Source organism: Streptomyces caniferus, from assembly GCF_009811555.1.
Lineage (GTDB): Bacteria > Actinomycetota > Actinomycetes > Streptomycetales > Streptomycetaceae > Streptomyces > Streptomyces caniferus.
Genome location: NZ_BLIN01000007.1, coordinates 317,223 through 333,189, shown reverse-complemented (window position 1 = coordinate 333,189; position 15,967 = coordinate 317,223). Strand labels below are relative to the sequence as shown.

The 15,967-nt window shown below is 67.7% G+C and carries 17 protein-coding genes and 4 pseudogenes; 10 read left to right on the top strand and 11 right to left on the bottom strand.

What is annotated here, in order from left to right; translation table 11 throughout:
- Together Scani_RS41560 and Scani_RS41555 are read right to left on the bottom strand one after the other, a co-directional pair.
- Nucleotides 1–453: YncE family protein (locus Scani_RS41560; protein ID WP_371872457.1), on the bottom strand; the 453-nt coding region annotated here is incomplete at its 3' end.
- Nucleotides 454–504: 51 nt separating this feature from the next.
- A complete protein-coding gene (locus Scani_RS41555) occupies nucleotides 505–780 on the bottom strand; it encodes a YncE family protein (protein WP_246296528.1) in 276 nt (91 codons plus the stop codon).
- Between the two features lie 461 nt (nucleotides 781–1,241).
- On the opposite strand from Scani_RS41555, the gene Scani_RS39605 reads away from it, so the two are divergent.
- The gene (locus Scani_RS39605; protein ID WP_159475542.1) at nucleotides 1,242–1,733 is read left to right on the top strand and encodes a hypothetical protein; all 492 of its coding nucleotides are present in this window, start codon (nucleotides 1,242–1,244) and stop codon (nucleotides 1,731–1,733) included.
- Here the strand turns inward: Scani_RS39605 and Scani_RS39600 are convergent.
- On the bottom strand, nucleotides 1,699–2,481 hold the full coding sequence (locus Scani_RS39600; RefSeq protein WP_159475545.1) for an IS5 family transposase: 783 nt from the start codon (nucleotides 2,479–2,481) through the stop codon (nucleotides 1,699–1,701). The genes Scani_RS39605 and Scani_RS39600 overlap by 35 nt on opposite strands.
- A 436-nt stretch (nucleotides 2,482–2,917) precedes the next feature.
- On the opposite strand from Scani_RS39600, the gene Scani_RS39595 reads away from it, so the two are divergent.
- Nucleotides 2,918–3,442 carry a transposase gene (locus tag Scani_RS39595; protein ID WP_159475548.1) on the top strand — a complete coding sequence of 175 codons (525 nt, stop codon included), beginning with the start codon at nucleotides 2,918–2,920 and terminating at the stop codon, nucleotides 3,440–3,442.
- 21 nt (nucleotides 3,443–3,463) lie between these two features.
- On the opposite strand, the pseudogene Scani_RS39590 reads toward Scani_RS39595, so the two are convergent.
- Nucleotides 3,464–4,026, bottom strand: a pseudogene (locus tag Scani_RS39590) (IS5 family transposase); the annotation flags it as partial.
- A gap of 834 nt (nucleotides 4,027–4,860) precedes the next feature.
- Between Scani_RS39590 and Scani_RS39585 the strand changes: the two are divergent.
- Entirely contained in the window at nucleotides 4,861–6,729 is a 1,869-nt protein-coding gene (locus tag Scani_RS39585) for a virginiamycin B lyase family protein (protein ID WP_159482854.1), read from the top strand.
- 476 nt (nucleotides 6,730–7,205) lie between these two features.
- Nucleotides 7,206–7,536, top strand: a pseudogene (locus Scani_RS39575) (IS5-like element IS4811 family transposase); the annotation flags it as partial.
- Here the strand turns inward: Scani_RS39575 and Scani_RS40195 are convergent.
- A complete protein-coding gene (locus Scani_RS40195; protein WP_218039256.1) occupies nucleotides 7,502–8,365 on the bottom strand; it encodes a hypothetical protein in 864 nt (287 codons plus the stop codon). The pseudogene Scani_RS39575 and the gene Scani_RS40195 overlap by 35 nt on opposite strands.
- Before the next feature lie 745 nt (nucleotides 8,366–9,110).
- Between Scani_RS40195 and Scani_RS39570 the strand changes: the two genes are divergently transcribed.
- Nucleotides 9,111–9,545, top strand: coding sequence for an AdipoR/hemolysin III family protein (locus tag Scani_RS39570; protein ID WP_159475554.1), 435 nt, complete (start codon nucleotides 9,111–9,113; stop codon nucleotides 9,543–9,545).
- 293 nt (nucleotides 9,546–9,838) lie between these two features.
- On the opposite strand, the gene Scani_RS39565 is transcribed toward Scani_RS39570, so the two are convergent.
- Nucleotides 9,839–10,807: a site-specific integrase gene (locus tag Scani_RS39565; protein ID WP_159482853.1), complete on the bottom strand. Its 969-nt coding sequence runs from the start codon at nucleotides 10,805–10,807 to the stop codon at nucleotides 9,839–9,841.
- A 148-nt stretch (nucleotides 10,808–10,955) separates the two neighbouring features.
- On the opposite strand from Scani_RS39565, the gene Scani_RS39560 reads away from it, so the two are divergent.
- Complete coding sequence (locus tag Scani_RS39560; RefSeq protein WP_159482852.1) at nucleotides 10,956–11,126, top strand: Ku protein; 171 nt, start codon at nucleotides 10,956–10,958, stop codon at nucleotides 11,124–11,126.
- Nucleotides 11,127–11,478: 352 nt separating this feature from the next.
- Here Scani_RS39560 and Scani_RS39555 read toward each other — a convergent pair.
- The 5 genes and pseudogenes from Scani_RS39555 to rpmG all read right to left on the bottom strand — a co-directional run.
- Nucleotides 11,479–11,568 (bottom strand): annotated as a pseudogene (locus Scani_RS39555) (3-oxoadipate enol-lactone hydrolase); the annotation flags it as partial.
- Between the two features lie 939 nt (nucleotides 11,569–12,507).
- Nucleotides 12,508–12,747, bottom strand: coding sequence for a 30S ribosomal protein S18 (gene rpsR, locus Scani_RS39550; protein WP_159482850.1), 240 nt, complete (start codon nucleotides 12,745–12,747; stop codon nucleotides 12,508–12,510).
- A gap of 49 nt (nucleotides 12,748–12,796) precedes the next feature.
- Nucleotides 12,797–13,954, bottom strand: a complete 1,158-nt coding sequence (locus tag Scani_RS39545; RefSeq protein WP_159482849.1) for a GTP-binding protein — start codon at nucleotides 13,952–13,954, stop codon at nucleotides 12,797–12,799.
- On the bottom strand, nucleotides 13,951–14,202 hold the full coding sequence (locus Scani_RS39540) for a type B 50S ribosomal protein L31 (protein ID WP_159482848.1): 252 nt from the start codon (nucleotides 14,200–14,202) through the stop codon (nucleotides 13,951–13,953). The genes Scani_RS39545 and Scani_RS39540 overlap by 4 nt, the downstream gene beginning before the upstream one ends.
- 5 nt (nucleotides 14,203–14,207) lie before the next feature.
- Complete coding sequence (gene rpmG, locus Scani_RS39535) at nucleotides 14,208–14,372, bottom strand: 50S ribosomal protein L33 (RefSeq protein ID WP_026252351.1); 165 nt, start codon at nucleotides 14,370–14,372, stop codon at nucleotides 14,208–14,210.
- Nucleotides 14,373–14,457: 85 nt separating this feature from the next.
- On the opposite strand from rpmG, the gene rpmB reads away from it, so the two are divergent.
- The 4 genes and pseudogenes from rpmB to Scani_RS42390 form a co-directional block, all read left to right on the top strand.
- A complete protein-coding gene (gene rpmB / locus Scani_RS39530) occupies nucleotides 14,458–14,694 on the top strand; it encodes a 50S ribosomal protein L28 (protein ID WP_159482847.1) in 237 nt (78 codons plus the stop codon).
- On the top strand, nucleotides 14,694–14,999 hold the full coding sequence (rpsN, locus tag Scani_RS39525) for a 30S ribosomal protein S14 (protein WP_088800789.1): 306 nt from the start codon (nucleotides 14,694–14,696) through the stop codon (nucleotides 14,997–14,999). The genes rpmB and rpsN overlap by 1 nt, the downstream gene beginning before the upstream one ends.
- Nucleotides 15,000–15,326: 327 nt before the next feature.
- A complete protein-coding gene (locus tag Scani_RS41905) occupies nucleotides 15,327–15,458 on the top strand; it encodes a hypothetical protein (RefSeq protein ID WP_281392360.1) in 132 nt (43 codons plus the stop codon).
- A 336-nt stretch (nucleotides 15,459–15,794) separates the two neighbouring features.
- Nucleotides 15,795–15,947 (top strand): annotated as a pseudogene (locus Scani_RS42390) (DUF6445 family protein); the annotation flags it as partial.
- Between the last annotated feature and the right edge of the window lie 20 nt (nucleotides 15,948–15,967).

The following is a 15,967-nucleotide window of genomic DNA, read 5'->3' as shown; positions in this document are numbered from 1 at the left end:
TCGCACGTAGGCATGCTTGCCGTCCGGGCTCACCGTCGTCAAACGTGGCTGGGCGCTGACGCCGATGGTGGCGGTGACGGTGTTGGCGGCGGTGTCGATCACACTCACCGTGGAGTCGCCGACGTTCGTGACGTAGACATGCGCCCCGTCGGGGGCGACCGTCAGCAGGATGGGGAGGATACCGACGGGGATCGTGTCAGTGGTGGTGTTCGTGGCGGTGTCGATCACGCTCACCGCGTTCGAGGCGAGACACGCGACGTAGACGCGCGTCCCGTCCGGGGTGATGGCCACGCCGATCGGCGCATCCCCCACGGGGACGGTGGCGGTGACGGTGTTCGTGGCGGTGTCGATCACACTGACCGTGTTCGTAGGCTGTCCCGACACATAGACGCGGGTGCCGTCCGGGAGGCCGCTACTACCAGAAGCTCCCGCTACGGCGACGTCCGCGACGATGGCGTTCGTGGCGGTGGTCGATCACGCTGAGCAGACCGTCTGCGTTGATGGTCACATATGCCCGGGTGCCGTCCCGGACTGATCGCCACGAAGGTGGGAGCGGCCCCCGTGGGGATGGTGGCGGTGACGGTGTTTCGTGGCGGTGTCGATCACACTGACCGTGTTCGAGCCCCGGTTGGCTACATACGCGCGTGCCCCACCGGGCGTCAGGGCGATTCCCTGGGGCGTGTCACCCACGGGAATGGAGACCCCCGCCGCGAACGAGGCGGTGAACCCGGCAGCGCGCGCCTGAGCGGCCTGCGGCGATGGCGATGTCAAGGTGAACATGACACTCCCTCAGGTCGGCGGAGGAACTTTCCCCCGCACACGGAAATGTCTGCTCCACCGCATGGGCCAACAGCGAGCAGGCGACCGGCCCCAGACCGGCACCGGTCAAATACACACCCGAATGGGCGGCCCGAAACGCGGATAACAGCAGTAACCCACCACCGCACGTTGCACCACAAGAGATCGACAGAATTTCACCCGTTAGGCCTATCGCCGTGCTGCCGCTGTCTCTCTTGCAGCCTCACCTTGGCCGGCGACAGCAACGGACATGCGATCTCCCACAGCCCACCCCACCGTCCACTCTCCACAGCAAACCATCGGACACCTCGCCACGTCAGAAGGCCCTTAGAAGCCGTTGTCGTACCGAGAGTGACGGGTGTTTTTCCGCTGGTTAGGCATAGGGCCGGTCTCTCGGCGGCAGGGACGGGGGGTCGTGTCGTCTCTTCGGTGGAGGTTCCGGGATGCCGTCGGTGATGGGGTTGTTGGAAGAGCGCGAACGCGCTGCTCGGCAGCACGTGGAAGCCCTTCAGGCCGAGCTGCGGGAGGCGGAGGCTGTGTGGGAGCGGTTCGTGATCGCCCGTGAGACGGTCGGGGAGGTCCTGGCGGAGTCACACGGTCACGTGGACGTGCCTGTGGCCGTGTCCGATGAGCCTGCGGTGCCGGTCGCGGCTGCGGGGCCCGGTTCGGTGGTCCCGGTGTGGCGCGATGGGCTCGCCGCTGCGGTGCTGGCACCGGACTACCGGAGGATCATGGAGATCCTGACCGGCCACGGGCGGTCTGGCGCCGGGGCGATGGACTGCCGGCAACTTGCCGCAGGGCTGGGCCTTCAGCCGGTTCCCGCGAAGGTTGAAGGGGTGCGGTCGAAGGCGAAGCGTCTGGCAGCGCGGGGCTGGCTGGCAGAGGAACGTCCAGGGATGTTCAGCGTGGTCGCCGGGCGAGTCGGCGGCTCATGACCATGCTCATCGACCATCGGATCACCGCCTCCGAGGTGTCGGTGCGGCCCTCGTAGTCGCGGGCGAGGCGGCGTGAGCGCATCAGCCAAGCGAACGTCCGCTCCACCAGCCACCTCTTGGGCAGCACCGTGAACCCGGCGGCGTCGTCGCTGCGTTTAACCACACTCAGCGCGACGCGCAGGGCGTCGCGGGCGAAGTCGACCAGGCGCCCAGTGTAGCCGCCGTCGGCCCACACCAGTGCGATGCGCCAGTGCCGTTCACGCAGCTGGGCCAGCAGCGTCTGACCCGCGTCCCGGTCGGTGGCGCAGGTCGCGGTGACCATCACGGCCAGCAGCAGCCCGAGGGTGTCCACCACGATGTGCCGTTTGCGGCCGTTGACTTTCTTCCCGCCGTCGAATCCCCGGCTTGAGGCCGGCACCGACGCGGCCGCCTTCACCGACTGTGCGTCGATGATGCCCGCGGTCGGCTCCGGATCCCGGTCCGCCGCCTCGCGGACCCGATCGCGGAACCGGTCGTGGAACTCGGCGACCAGGCCCTTGTCCCGCCAGCGTCGGAAGAAGGCGTAGACGCGGTCCCAGGCAGGGAAGTCCGCGGGCATCGCCCGCCAGGTGATGCCGCCCGCGACCAGGCAGCGCACCGCGTCGACCATCTGCCGGTGGCAGTAGCCCTCCGGCTGCCCGCCCCGGCCCTCCAGCCACTCCGGGACCGGCATTGCGTCGCGGACGACCGCCCACTCCGCGTCGCTCATATCGGACGGGTACCTCGGCCGCCTCTGCGGACGGTCCCCGGCATTCCCGAACCGGTGAGCGAGGCAATCACACGACTGAGCAACCGAACTGGACCCGACCGACGCGAGGGCGTAGAACTGCGTCAACAGGGCCTCCTGGCGTGCTCATAGTCTTCGACAATCCCGAGCGGCACCAGAGGCCCTGCCTTCATGCACAGCACGCCACAAGATCACCTGGTCGAGCCGCCGCAATCGAACCTATGCTCACCAAGATCGGTACGACAACGGCTTCTAATAGGCGCCGTGGGTTGGCCGTTAGGCCAGTCTTGGCAGGGGCCGGGTGAGGGCCGCCGTCACGCGCGCCGGCCGCCAACGCCGGATCGAGGCCGAGACCGATCGGCTCCTTGAGGTCTTCCGCCGACCCTCGCTCCGCCAACCGGCCCTGGTGGAGACGGCGATGGGGCACCAGACACTCGCACTGCTCGCCCAGCTCGACGCGGCCTGCCGGGCCTGCGAGGACCTGGCGCGTGACACCGAAGAGCTCTTTCTTCAGCATCCCGACGCGGAGATCATCACGAGCTTTCCCGGTCTTGCCGTGCTCACCGGCGCTCGGATACTCGCCGAGATCGGGGACGACCGCACCAGGTTCGACACCGCCCGCGACCTGAACGCCTACGCCGGAAGCGCCCCGGTGACCCGTGAATCCGGCAAGAGCCGCCGTGTCAGCCATCGCCGGATCAAGAACAGGCGCCTGGCCGAGACCGGCCGGCACTGGGCGTTCGCCGCGCTCACCGCCTCACCCGGAGCCCATGCTCACTACAACCACCGACGAGACACCGGCGATCGCTACCACGCCGCCCTCCACCGCCTCTTCAACCGCATGCTCGGCCAGCTCCACCACTGCTTGACGAGCCATCAGAAGTTCGACGAAGCGATCGCCTTCGCCCCGCCGCTACTGCCCCCGCTCGCAGCAGCTGCTTGACCCGATAGCTGCATGGGGTGTCTTGTCAGCCAGAACCACGTCCGGGGTCGTTCTGGGCCGCCCGACCGGTCTGGGCACCCGTAAGCGGGCCATGACCTGTGGGAAGGCGGGTGCGTCACCGGCCTGGCCGGGTGTGATGGCGCACGCAAACGGTCGGCAGCGGCTGTCGGCCGCGAGGTGGATCTTGGTGGTCAGTCCGCCGCGGGACCGTCCGAGGGCATGATCGCGCGGCTCGCCGGCCGGGGCCCCTTTTGACGAGCCCCGGCGGCGTGCTGGTGAGCGCGGACGATGGTGGAGTCGACCGCGACGATCCAGTCCAAGTCGCCCTCGGCGTCGGCCTGCGTGAGCAGGGCGGTGAACACCTTCTCCCAGGTGCCGTCAGCGGCCCATTTCCTCAGCCGGTTGTGGGCGCCCTTCCACGAGCCGAAGTGCTCGGGAAGGTCCATCCACGGTGTCCCGGTGCGGTACTTGAACGCGATCGCGTCGATCACCTGCCGGTGATCACGCCACCGCCCACCCCGCCGAGGTGTCCGGTCCGGCAACAGCGGTTCGATCCGTGCCCACTGGGCGTCAGTCAACGACACACCAGACCAACAATCAGATGATCCGAAGGAAACGGCCTTGCCGGCGCAGACAACCGGATGACCCGGCTCGTGGTAGCTCACCATGATCCGCCGGTACGGACACGGGTGCCTTGCTCGTGATCAGGACCGGGGCGTCTACCGGCCCACCAAAGCGGCCTCGCAGGGGGTGTCGATATCTCACTCACCCCCTTCGCGCTCAGATCTCCGCTGCCTGACCTCATGCCGCGGCGAATCTCCTCGACGAGAATGCCGTCCGATTCGCTCAGACCGAGATAGGTCCACGAAATCCCAGCGTCAGCGAGCACCTCGGCTTGGCCCGGCCCTCGGCGATCACTTCACGCGGGAAGCGGTTGTAGCGCTTCGCATTGCACTGCCCCGTACCCATCCGCAGGCCCTTTTCGCCTCGTCCCTCTGCTCAGCTCCACGCTCCGGCCACATTGCGTGGCAGTTCGTCGTCTCGTACGGCGTGCCCGGGTTGGGCTGTGCATTGGTCTGTCCGGGTGATAGTCGAGTCAAGAGGGTGGTGTTCCATTGGCCATTTCGGGTTAATGGTGGTGACCATTCCGGTGGGTTGCCCATCTCTCCGGGGAGAGATGGGCAACCCCTGTGGCGCGCGGGTGCGTGGTACATGTCGGCGTGCCCGCTTTCTGTCCCGGTGTGCAAGCGGTGATCCGGTTCGCGTATACCGGCGCCATGCGACGCGGGCCCCGGTGGGAGTTCTTGGGCGGCCCTCTCAGCTGAGAGAGGTTTGTCATGGAACCGATTACGGGTTGGTGGGGAGCTCCGGCGGTAGCCGGCGGGGTTCGGCCGGTTGTACCGGCCGGTGGATCCGAGGTGGCCGCGGTACGGGGGCTTGCGGTCGCGCCGTTCAGTGCGGCGTTCTCCACGGTGACGATCCCGGCGGGCACGAGCCCGCTGGCGGTGGCGGTGGCCCCGAACGGCAACGTCTACGTCGGCAACGCCAATTCGAGCAACGTGACCGTGATCAGCAGCACCACGAACACCGTCCTGGCCACCGTCCCCGCCGGCTCAGGCCCGGCCATGATTGCGGTGGCGCAGAACGGCAACGTCTACGTCACCAACCAGAGCTCGAACAACGTGACGGTGATCAGCAGCGCCACGAACACCGTCCTGGCCACCGTCCCCGTCGGCGGGGGCCCGTTCGCACTGGCGGTGGCGCCGAACGGCAACGTCTACGTCGCCAACAGCACGTCGAACAACGTGACGGTGATCAGCAGCGCCACGAACACGGTCCTGGCCACCGTCCCCGTCGGCGCGGTCCCGGACGCGGTGGCGGTGGCGGCGAACGGCAACGTCTACGTCGCCAACCGGAACGCGAACACCGTGACGGTGATCAGCAGCGCCACGAACACCGTCCTGACCACCCTCCCCACCGGTGGGTTCCCGGGCGCGGCGGCGGTGGCGCCGAACGGCAACGTCTACATCGCCAACCAGACCTCGAACAACGTGACGGTGATCGACAGCGCCACGAACACGGTCGTGGCCACCGTCCCCGCCGGCACGGTCCCGGGGGTGATCGCGGTGGCGCCCAACGGCAACGTCTACGTCACCAACACCGTTTCGAACAACGTGACGGTGATCGACAGCGCCACGAACACGGTCCTGGCCACCGTCCCCACCGGCGGGGGCCCGTTCGGGGTGGCGGTGGCGCCGACCGGCAACGTCTACGTCGGCAACAGCAGTTCCAACAACGTGACGGTGATCAGCAGCACCACGAACACGGTCCTGGCCACCGTCCCCGTCGGCGCGTTCCCGTTCTCGGTGGCGGCGGCGCCGAACAGCAACGTCTACGTCACCAACGCCAACTCGGCGAACGTGACGGAGATTTCGCCGTTGACGGTGACGACCTCGCCGGCGGCGCCGGTGGGCGGGCAACCGGTGACGTTCAGCATTTCCGGGGGGACCCCGAACGGGAGCGCGGTGGTGGACTTCGGGGACGCCAGCCCCACGGTCACCGTCCCCCTGGACGCCACCGGGAGCGGGCAGACCACCCACACCTACACCGCCGGTACGTTCACCGCGACCGTGAACGGCAACCCCACCCCCGTCACCGTGAGCCCCAACCCCACCACGACGACGCTGTCGGTGACGCCGAACCCCTCCACCTGCGGTCAGAACGTGACCGCATGCGCGACCATCACCCCGGCACCAGCCACCACCACAGTGCCGACCGGCACGGTCACCTTCACCCTCCCCAACGGCCAGACCCAGATCGTCCCCGTCAACGCATCGGGGCAGGCCTGCTTGACCACCACCGCCCTGACCACCGGCACCCTCACCGCCACCTACAACGGCGACAGCTGCTTCACCGGCTCCAACGCCAGCACCCCCGTCACCGTGAACCGCACCCCCACAAAGCTGACCGCGCAGCCAGGCACGATCCGGCTCCGGCTGACCCCGCTGCCCGAGTTCTACATCCCCACCCTCAGCGCCACCCTGACGACCACCTCGGGGATGCCGGTGGCCGGTCAGCCGGTGACCTTCACCGCCACCACGCTCTTCGGCCCGGTCAACCTCGGCACCGCCGTCACCGACGCCAACGGCACCGCCACCATCCACAACGCCATCGTCCCCGTCTTCGCCATCGCCACCCCCTTCTACACCGCCACCTTCCCCGGCACTTCCTGCTACACCGCCGCAACCGACCACGGCATCCTACTGTTCATCCCCCTCCCAGGCTGACCTCGTCGGCTCCGAAAACCCCAGGTCACCTTGTCTGCTGCGACGGGAGGAACGCCTCGCGACCCAGCTGCACGAGTTGGCCGCCCGGACCCGGCCCTCCTCTCGTGCATGCCGTCGATGGGGCCGGAATCCGGCAACGGCGCATCTGCGAGGCTGAAGGCGTCGAGGTGCCGTACCAGGAGGTCGCTCGCAGCTATGAGCTTTCTCTGGGCTCGGACCGTTGCGTGAGCGCGGGCGCTAGGGGTTAGTACAGCTCAGCGCCGGTGCAGCCCACCGTATCGAGTGCAACAGGTGTGGCGCCACCGCTGGATCGAGGGATCCATCTCGCGTCTCCGGCGGATGTCAGCGTGTGCTGCTGTCCCGTCGCAAACGATCTGGTTCGCGGCTCAGATCACTGGGCGGAGACCTTGTGGACGGTGGTGTCGTCGGGGTTCAGCCGTCGCCCCTCCGCAGACAGCACTTCCAGTGCGCGGAGGCATCCCGAGATCACCATCGTCTGGGCAGACTCCGCCTACGCCGGAAAGCTCGTGACCTGGGCAAAGAAGTGCCTCAGCCTCACGATCAAGACCGTGAGCCGCCCCAAGGACGCCTCCTGGTTTATCGTGCTGCTGGTTCGTCGAACGAATATGGGCCTGGATGATGCACGCCCGCCGACATGCACGCGACTACGAACGACTCGTCCAGCACTCCGAAACTTTGATCACTTGGGTGGCGATTACCCTCATGACCAGGCGTCTCGCCAGGGGCAAGAAGAATCCGAACCGCCTGCCTATCACCCCGCCCCAGGTGGCGCACGCAGCCTGCGCATACTGCTGGCGGGTTCTGCTACGGCCCAGAGTTCATCCCCGATTTCCGGCATCGGGACGCTGGCGCCCTCCTTCTCTGCCTTTCCGTCCGGGTCCCCCGACTTCTTCATGGCGCGGAGGAAATCGCTGGCCTTGCCCGCGTCCGTGAAACCGGCGGCAATAAGGGACAGCCCGGCGTCCGGATCCCCCATCAGATAGCCGACGGCCTCGGTCGCGACCAACCCTGGAGCTTGCCTTAACGTCACGTGCTCGGGCGGCTTGGGCCGTGTCCACTTTGCCGGCACGCTCCCAGGGCCGGGGATTACCTGACGCAGATCTGCGGCGCTCAGCGCCGTCACAGCTCTTTCCTGACCGGGGTCGCCCCCGGTGACCAGCCGTGTCCCGCCGTAGATTCCCAAGATGACCAGGGCGAGAAAGGCCAAGGCGGCACCGGCCAGGGACAGACGGACGTTGCGTGTGTTGTGGAACGTCACGGGCCCGAGGGCGATTGTCTGGTTACCCCGCATCGTTGTGCCGTCAATCGTGATGCTGCCAGAGGCCGAGCGTGAGGAGGTGGCAGTCGGGGGCTCTTCCAAGGCTGCGGAGATCTTCCGGGCGAACTCCGGGTCAGCCTCCAACTCGGCTCGCAGCACGGATCTGAGTGAGGCTGTCGCCTCCGGGCTTCCGGGCTGGTCGTCGACTGCCTGTACTGCCGAACGGCCACGTTCATCTGTCGCGAAGCGCTCGCGCACGATGTCTGATACCGCTTGTCCCACCCCGGTACCCACCGAAGTCAGAGCCCCGCCAGCCATCTGCGTGAAGATCTGAACCACTGTCTCAACCATCAGCACCCCCAACTGTGTTTGCAACAACGTCCATTGTTGCCGTGGGAAGGTCGCCCTGGTGCCAAATGACTCAGCCCGGCGCACCGTACGCCGCGGTATGAGACACCGCGAAAAACCACAGAGCCCGCCGGACTGCAAGCTGCCAGCCTGGACTGCGGACGAGTTCCGCACGAGGGGCACACATCCCGTCCGCCCGAGCCACGAGAAGTTCGGGCAGGACCTTGTCCTCATCGCCGGTGTCCGGCTCGGTGCTGTCCGTCTCCTCACCCGTCCATACCCCGACACAGCCATCGCGTCTCGACGGTTCGAGTTCAGAAACAGGTTCTGACCTTGTTCTTTAAGGTCCAGGTACTCGGTATGCATTGCGTCTGGAGGGGGTGTGCGGTCCTCGGGCCGCACATGTGGTGCCAGAGTCTCGACTGAGTTCGGCCACCCCGGGGTCTGCTCCGACTCAAACGTGAGAAGCAGACGTCCGCTCCTGGACTTCATCCTGTAGCGGACGCCGGAACCGGCTGCCATCGGTACGTCCTGTTGCGTTCTGGACAGCCGCCCCATGCCACTGGAAGATGGCGCGTACACGTGAGCCATGCCGGGGGAGGGCAACAGGGTGAGACCAGACGACATGGACGAGCCTGAGAGTAGGCGGCCCTGGGAACGTGCGCGGGCGAGTGGAGCCCCGGGGTCCGCTGGAATTGGTGGTCCGGGCCAGACCTGGGGGCCCGGGCATCCTCCAGTACCTCCTGGGGCGCAGATGCCCGAGCCGGTCCGGCGGTTGCGTGTGCTGATGATGATCCTCGGTGCCATGCAGGCCGTACTCGGTCTTGCTCTGGTGACCAATAGCGTTGCCGTCGCCACTTCAATCTGGGGCGAAGGTGACGCATCGACTCCGTGCTGTCAGACTCCGGGTGAGGCACACGCGGGGCGAGTCGTCTTTGCCGGGATCCTCGTGCTGGCCGTGGCCGCGTGGGGCATCCTCACCGCCCTCAAGTTCCCGACCCGACACCCCAACCTGCGAGTCTCGGCCTTCGTATACGGCTGGACCGCCCTCCCTTTCGCCCCTGCGTTTTACCGGGTGATACCCATCCTCGGGGTGATTTGGCTGGTGCCCGCGATCTTGGCCCTCATCTGGCCTAACCAGCCGGAGAGCCGGGCCTGGTTCGACGGTCGAGCCGGGTCTGCGCCTTGAATCGCAGACAGGAGCCCCGGGCGGCGGCCACCACACCCCGCTGCCCCTTTGCGGATTGATCTCACTGCGGACCTGGGCTCGCGCGGAGGCTGAGCGGCCACGAGCCCGTCGACCGTTCAACTCAAAGGCAGCGATCGGTGCTGCAGCACTCGTAACAGCCGCCGTGGGCGGACCTGAACCTATTGCTGCGTCATTCCTGGCCACCGTGGGTACCCCTATCGCTGCGATCCGGGGCGTTCGATCAGCGGACGCCTCTCGCGAGGGAGACGAGACGCCTGGAGTTCCAGGCTGGATCATGGATGGGTTGACGCTGCTCCATCGCAGGCTTGCCGATCAGCTTCGGAACGACAGGCCTCGGGAGTGACCGGCGAGCCCAGCGGCTGCCGGAACAGGTTGACCAGCAGGAAGTCGCTGCCGCCCGAGCCCAGCACGTCGTGACGCTCCATCATGTACAGGTCGAGCGCCTGCACCACCAGGAAGTCCACCGGCAGCACGAACGCCTTGCGTGACTTCGAGTACGCCCGGTTCGGGTTCTCCCGGCGCACGACATGCACGTGGGCGCCTTCCACCGCGCAGCCCAGGGCCCGGGAGTCCATCAGCAAATGCATGTCCGATCGGCGAAGGCCGGCCGCCTGCCCACGCCGCAGCCCCGCCCGTCCCAACAGCAGGACGATCAGCCGGTCCCGGGCCGAGCGGCAGGCCCCGAACATCGCGACGATCTCCTGGTCCGAGGCGCGGTCGACAGCGGTCTCCGGTTCCTGGAGCCGGTGCCGGGCCCGCAGCCGGTAGCGCATCCCCTCGCTTTCCCCACGCGCCTGCGCAGGGAGATCCCGGTCATCCCCCAGCTCGTAGAGGAGTTCCATCACCCACGCCGGGGCCTTCTTCGAGATCACCGCGTGCACCAAAAATCCCCGCACGGAGGTCAGGACCTTGTTGATCCGGCTCTCACGCCGCACCTGCTTCGAGCCCGGCCCCGGCACGACCACGCGCACCGACTCATCGCCGCCCGGATTCCACTTCAGCCACAGCATGAACAGCCCCAGGTCGCGGGCCGCCGTACGCCATTCCCGGCGAGTGTCCCGGCACCACCGCAGATACAACACGATCCCACCGGCGTAGGACTTCGTGGTCTCGACCGCGCGGCTCCGCCCAAAGCGCAGCTCGCGCAGGAACGCATCCGCCTCCGCGACCACGCGTAGTTCGTCGTCCAGAACCGTCCAGTACGTACTTCCTGAAGGCACCCGCACGGGCAGCGCCTGCATCCGAACCCCTCTCTCTGCGCGCAACGATCTACCGCGGAGCCACACCCCCGGAGAACCGTCGCAGCACCCCCAACGAAGAGGGGATCTGCGACGTCACGCAACAGGGAACGGTCCCCCAGAGAACGAGGCTCCGGATGGCCGCACCGTCGTGCTGAACGACAGCGATCTCGCGGATCTGCCCCTTCCCGGCGTGAAGACGATCGAGGTGCTCGGCTTCCTGCCGTCAGACCAGATCGACCCCGTCGCATGGGACAGGTCGTACTTCCTGGGCGTCGAGGAAGCCGGCGCCCGCCCGTACCGGTTGTTGCGGACGCGATGAAGCAGAGCGGCCAGGTCGGAGTTGCCCGCATGGCGCTGCGCGGTCCGGAGCGCCTCGTGGTCCTCCGGGTCCGGGAGGAGGTGATTGTCGCGCAGATGCTGCTGTGCGGGCGGGCGTCGACACGTGGTCTACGCGCACGCGGAGATGGCGCCCGCGGTATAGCCCTACGAGCGTCCGCCCCACCTGGGACGGAACAGGGAGCGTGGAGGATACGTCCAGGGCGTTGGGGTTCTCACGTGCTCTCACACGTGTCTCACAGACTGTGTGGACGGCCCCGGACTCAGGGCTCCGAGATGGCCTTGGGAGCCACTCCCTGCTTCGGCTGGACGCCCCAGGACACGGGTTACGACCTGTGCCAGGTGGTCCCGAGCGCGGCGCCCAGTACGAGTACGGGGGCGTCGTCGGGGCCGTCGATCCGGTACTGCAGGGTCTTCTCACTCACCCGGCCACGCTACCGACTCCGTGACGCGATCCTGACACCCGGGTCGGGAAGAGCCGCCGGAATGTGCCCGCCGATCGCGCCCGAAGCGTGGTTTTAGCAGGTCAGAGCCTCATCGTGAAGATGGCGTGGACGACCGGGTGACCGCCGCTTCATAGCACACCATGATCCACCGGTAAGGACGCGGGTGCCTTGCTCGCGATCAGGACCGGGGCGTCTACCGGCCCATCAAAGCGGCCTTGCAGGGTGTGTCGACATCTCACTCACCCCCTCGCGCTCTCAGATCTCACCCGTACGCCTGTCTCGACCTGAGCCATGCCAGCACGCCTGTGACACCGGCCCTACTGGGATCAGCCGAACACGTCACGGAGATCGCCGACGCGATCGTGAGTGATCTGGCTGTTCTCATCAGCAGCGCCCGGCGCCAGAACCAGAGCGTCTACTGCTGGGGTGCAGAGGAGGTCATGTTCGGAGCCAGATGGCGACGGACGCCGCGGTGGCGGTGCCGAGGAAGACATAGCCGTGTTTGTCGTAGCGAGTCGCGACCGCCCGGGGCTGCTTGGACGACTGCCAAGTCCGCATCAGTCACTACACACGACGCGGACACCGCCCACAGAACTGCCCACCCATCAGCACAAACGCCGTTGCAGCACTGGCTCGTCCCGAAGCTGCCCATCGTCGCACGGGACGACCCGCCGCACGAACAGGTATCGCCCTCCTTCCTCGTCGTCGACCGAAACTGACAACACCACGGCGTCAGGCGCGGCGTAACGCGTCCACTGGGCGGCTGCGGAGTGTTGCCCGAGACGATGCTCAGCAGTCCCCGTTCCGGCGCCCTGCCGGTGTTCCCCGTCCCGCCTGCGCGAGGGCGGCAACGAGTGTGTGGGCGGCCTTTCGTGCCCGCAGCATCGTCAACGGCACTTCTGCTCTCCTCCTGGCTGACTATCGGGAGGCGTAGGGGATGAGGGCCATCTCGCGAGCGTTCTTGACGGCGCTGGCTACCTGCCGCTGCTGCTGCCTGGTCACGTTGGTCACCCGGCGGCTGCGGATCTTGCCGCGGTCGGAGATGAACTTCCGCAGCAGGTCGGTGTCCTTGTAGTCGACGTAGGTGATGCCGGCGGCGTCCAGCGGATTGACCTTCCGCTTGGCGGGCTTGTTCTTGAGATGGGGGTGACGGGGCATGGGGTTCGGTCCGTTCCTTCCGGTTGTTGGGGGTGACTGGGTTTCGGGCTCAGGCGACGGGGTCGAGCAGTTCGTCGAAGGCGTGCGACAGCTCTCTCCAGGACTGCGGCCCGGCCGCGTACTCGGCATCGGTGAGCAGGCACGAGTCCAGCAGGGCCAGCAGGTTGTCGCGGTCGAGGCCGGGACAGGTGAAGGTGAGGTGCTGGCACCGGTCGCCGTGTTCGGGGTGCCAGTCGAGGGAGGCGGCGACGCGGCGTTCGGCGGGCACCATTTCCCAGGCGGCGTCCGGCAGCGCGGCAAGCCAAGGGCCCGCCGATTCCACGCACAGCGCGCCGCCGGCAGCGTCCCACGACAGCAGCGTGTCGGGCCGGTCGGCCAGCCAGAACCGGCCCCGGATGCGAGCGGCGGCGCAGACCAGATCCTCCAGGGCCGCGTGGAGCCGCCCCGGGTGGAAGGGCCGTTCCCGCCGCCATACGAGGGTGTCGACCCCGTGTTCGTCGGCCTCCTGCGGCAGCAGCGCGCACGCCGGGTGCTGCCGGGCGGCCGCCGCCTCGACGTCGAATCCGGCCATCAGGGCCGGGCCGAGTATGCCCTCGCCGACCCACAAACGCTGTGCGGCCGGGGTGAGTTGGGCGAGCAGTGCGAGGTCGGCGTCGTCCGCCGTTTCGTCGCCTGGGGCGAGGGCGAGCACCGTGGGGTATTCGATCTGCCGGGCGAAGGTGTCGGCGACCGTGCGCTGATCGGCGGGAGCGGCCGCGAGACCGGCCTCAGCCAAGTCGTCCCCGTTCGACAGGTACGGCAAGACGAGCGCGGGGTCGACCGCGGTGGCCACCCCGGTCAGCTCCAGCGATTCGCTCTCGGCAGCGACGACGGCGGCCATGGCCTGCGGCTCGACCGAGTCCCACAGCTCGACGACGGCCAGGCGGTACGTTCCGGCGTCGGCCAGCCGCACCAGTTCGGGGACCAGGTCCTCGCGCAGCGCACAGCACGCGCAGTCGTTGACCAGAGGGGTGTGACCGCTGTCGACCGGGCCGGTGTTGTCGCGAATGGTGCGGTGGACCGAGCTTTCGGACCCGGACGACAGGTCGTGGTGCAGCACCACGGTCCCGGGCACCGAGTGCAGGAGGTCCCCCACCGCGGCGCGGCGGGCGCCTTCGCACAGCCCGCCGACGATCACCACCGGCAGCCGGCGCTCGGCCGGGCTCACCGTTCCCCCCGCCCATACCGGCGCTGGAAGCGCTCAACACGGCCCGCGGTGTCCAGCACGCGCTGGGTACCGGTGTAGAACGGGTGGCTCGCCGAGGAGATCTCGACGTCGATGACGGGGTAGGTGTTGCCGTCCTCCCATTCCATCGTCTTGTCGCTGGTGGCGGTGGAGCGGGTGAGGAAGGCGAAGTCTCCGGCGCTGTCACGGAAGACGACGGGCCGGTATTCGGGGTGGATTCCGGGCTTCATGGGGGTCAGCGCTCCTCGCGGAAATCGACGTGACGACCGACGACGGGGTCGTACTTGCGCAGGGTCAGGCGATCCGGGTCATTTCGGCGGTTCTTGCGGGTCACGTACGTGTAGCCAGTCCCGGCCGTGGACCGCAGCTTGATGATCGGACGCAGTTCGTTACGAGCCATGCCGAGCAGCATACACAAATGGTTTTCATTTTCACCAAGCTGGTACGGTGCCGACCTGACGACCGCCCACGACACAAGGGGGACCATGTCCGCCCACTGCCAACTCACCGGCCGGCAACCCGGCTTCGGCAACAACATCTCCCACTCACACCGCCGCACCAAGCGCCGGTTCGACCCCAACATCCAGCACAAGCGCTACTGGCTGCCGAGCGAGAACCGCTACGTCCGGCTCACGCTCAGCACCAAGGGCATCAAGACCGTCGACACGATCGGCATCGAGGCCGCCGTGGCCCGTATCCGTAACCAGGGAGGAAAGATCTGATGGCGAAGAAGAGCAAGATCGCCAAGAATGAACAGCGGCGCGGGATCGTCGCCCGGTACGCCGAGCGCCGCGCCGAGCTGAAGGCGATCATCGCCAATCCGGGGACGTCCGACGACGCGCGCGCGGCCGCACAGCAGGAGCTGCGCCGTCAGCCGCGCGACGCCAGCGCCACCCGGGTCCGCAACCGCGACGCGGTCGACGGACGCCCCCGCGGCCACCTGCGCACCTTCGGCCTCTCCCGCATTCGTGTACGCGAAATGGCACACGCGGGCGAGCTCCCCGGCGTCACCAAGAGCAGTTGGTGACCTTTATCGCGCCGGACTGACGCCCGACCCCGGCACTTCCACCGAAGCCGAAGGCGTGAAGACTCCGGGTTGGGCAGTGGTCGCAGCCACGGCACTGCCCAACCCGGCATACACGAAAGGGCAGTCCAGCCCCGGGCGACGCTTGGGAGCGCTTCGGCCCAGCCGCCGGCCCGCCTCCGGCCGGCCGCTGATCGCCACCATCGAGGGCACTTGGCGGGATGGCCGGTGGTACGCCCGTGACCCGCACTCATTCATCGCACACTGGGGCGAACTCAACCACCTCCGGACGCACCCGCGCTTGCGCGGTCGGACATCGGCACCACGCTGATGCACCGCGTCCAGGACCTGGCACGCAAGGAGATGGGCCGCGCGAAACTCCACCTCGCCACAGGGGCGGACATGGGGCTGGAGGAGGACGAATCCGCGACGGCCGCGCAGAGTCGGTCGAGCCGCAACTGATGACATGGGCGTGCGCAGCAGGGACGTATCGACGCAGCCTCACAGCGCGTTCCCGTCCGGCGGGCAATAGGCCACAGCGTCCCCTCCCGTTCGGCGGCCACCAGGAACCGCGGGCCGGGCCCGTCCACTCCCACCTCACCGGACTCGTTGGCGATGACGGTTTCCAGCGGCGAGCAGCCACGCTCGGCACGGGCGAGCCGGCGGATCAGGGCGGCGACGTCCTCATCGAGGGCGAGCAGCCGTCGTACGGCCGCCCTCAGCGCAGTGACCTGCGGGGATCTGAGGAAGGGAACGGCATGGTGATTCTCCTTGTCCGGAAAATGGTGCGCAGCCGCCGGCGGCCGGCTCGGCGGAAACATGGTGGCCTCGCCGCACAACAACCTGGTCGACGCCCTCGGAACGCGCCTCGTGCCACCTGACTCCTTCACCGAGGACGTACGGGTACCGCACCGCTACAACCGGCTGCTGCTCTACACCGCCAACATTCTTCTGGATGGCAAAACGCCGAT

Bases quoted from the DNA above. Each gene is read 5' to 3' on its own strand.
- Scani_RS41555 (WP_246296528.1), bottom strand. From the start codon at position 780: ATGTTCACCTTGACATCGCCATCGCCGCAGGCCGCTCAGGCGCGCGCT.
- Scani_RS39605 (WP_159475542.1), top strand. From the start codon at position 1,242: ATGCCGTCGGTGATGGGGTTGTTGGAAGAGCGCGAACGCGCTGCTCGG.
- Scani_RS39600 (WP_159475545.1), bottom strand. From the start codon at position 2,481: ATGAGCGACGCGGAGTGGGCGGTCGTCCGCGACGCAATGCCGGTCCCG.
- Scani_RS39595 (WP_159475548.1), top strand. From the start codon at position 2,918: ATGGGGCACCAGACACTCGCACTGCTCGCCCAGCTCGACGCGGCCTGC.
- Scani_RS39570 (WP_159475554.1), top strand. From the start codon at position 9,111: ATGCCCGAGCCGGTCCGGCGGTTGCGTGTGCTGATGATGATCCTCGGT.
- Scani_RS39565 (WP_159482853.1), bottom strand. From the start codon at position 10,807: ATGCAGGCGCTGCCCGTGCGGGTGCCTTCAGGAAGTACGTACTGGACG.
- rpsR (WP_159482850.1), bottom strand. From the start codon at position 12,747: ATGCCCCGTCACCCCCATCTCAAGAACAAGCCCGCCAAGCGGAAGGTC.
- Scani_RS39540 (WP_159482848.1), bottom strand. From the start codon at position 14,202: ATGAAGCCCGGAATCCACCCCGAATACCGGCCCGTCGTCTTCCGTGAC.
- rpmG (WP_026252351.1), bottom strand. From the start codon at position 14,372: ATGGCTCGTAACGAACTGCGTCCGATCATCAAGCTGCGGTCCACGGCC.
- rpmB (WP_159482847.1), top strand. From the start codon at position 14,458: ATGTCCGCCCACTGCCAACTCACCGGCCGGCAACCCGGCTTCGGCAAC.
- rpsN (WP_088800789.1), top strand. From the start codon at position 14,694: ATGGCGAAGAAGAGCAAGATCGCCAAGAATGAACAGCGGCGCGGGATC.
- Scani_RS41905 (WP_281392360.1), top strand. From the start codon at position 15,327: ATGCACCGCGTCCAGGACCTGGCACGCAAGGAGATGGGCCGCGCGAAA.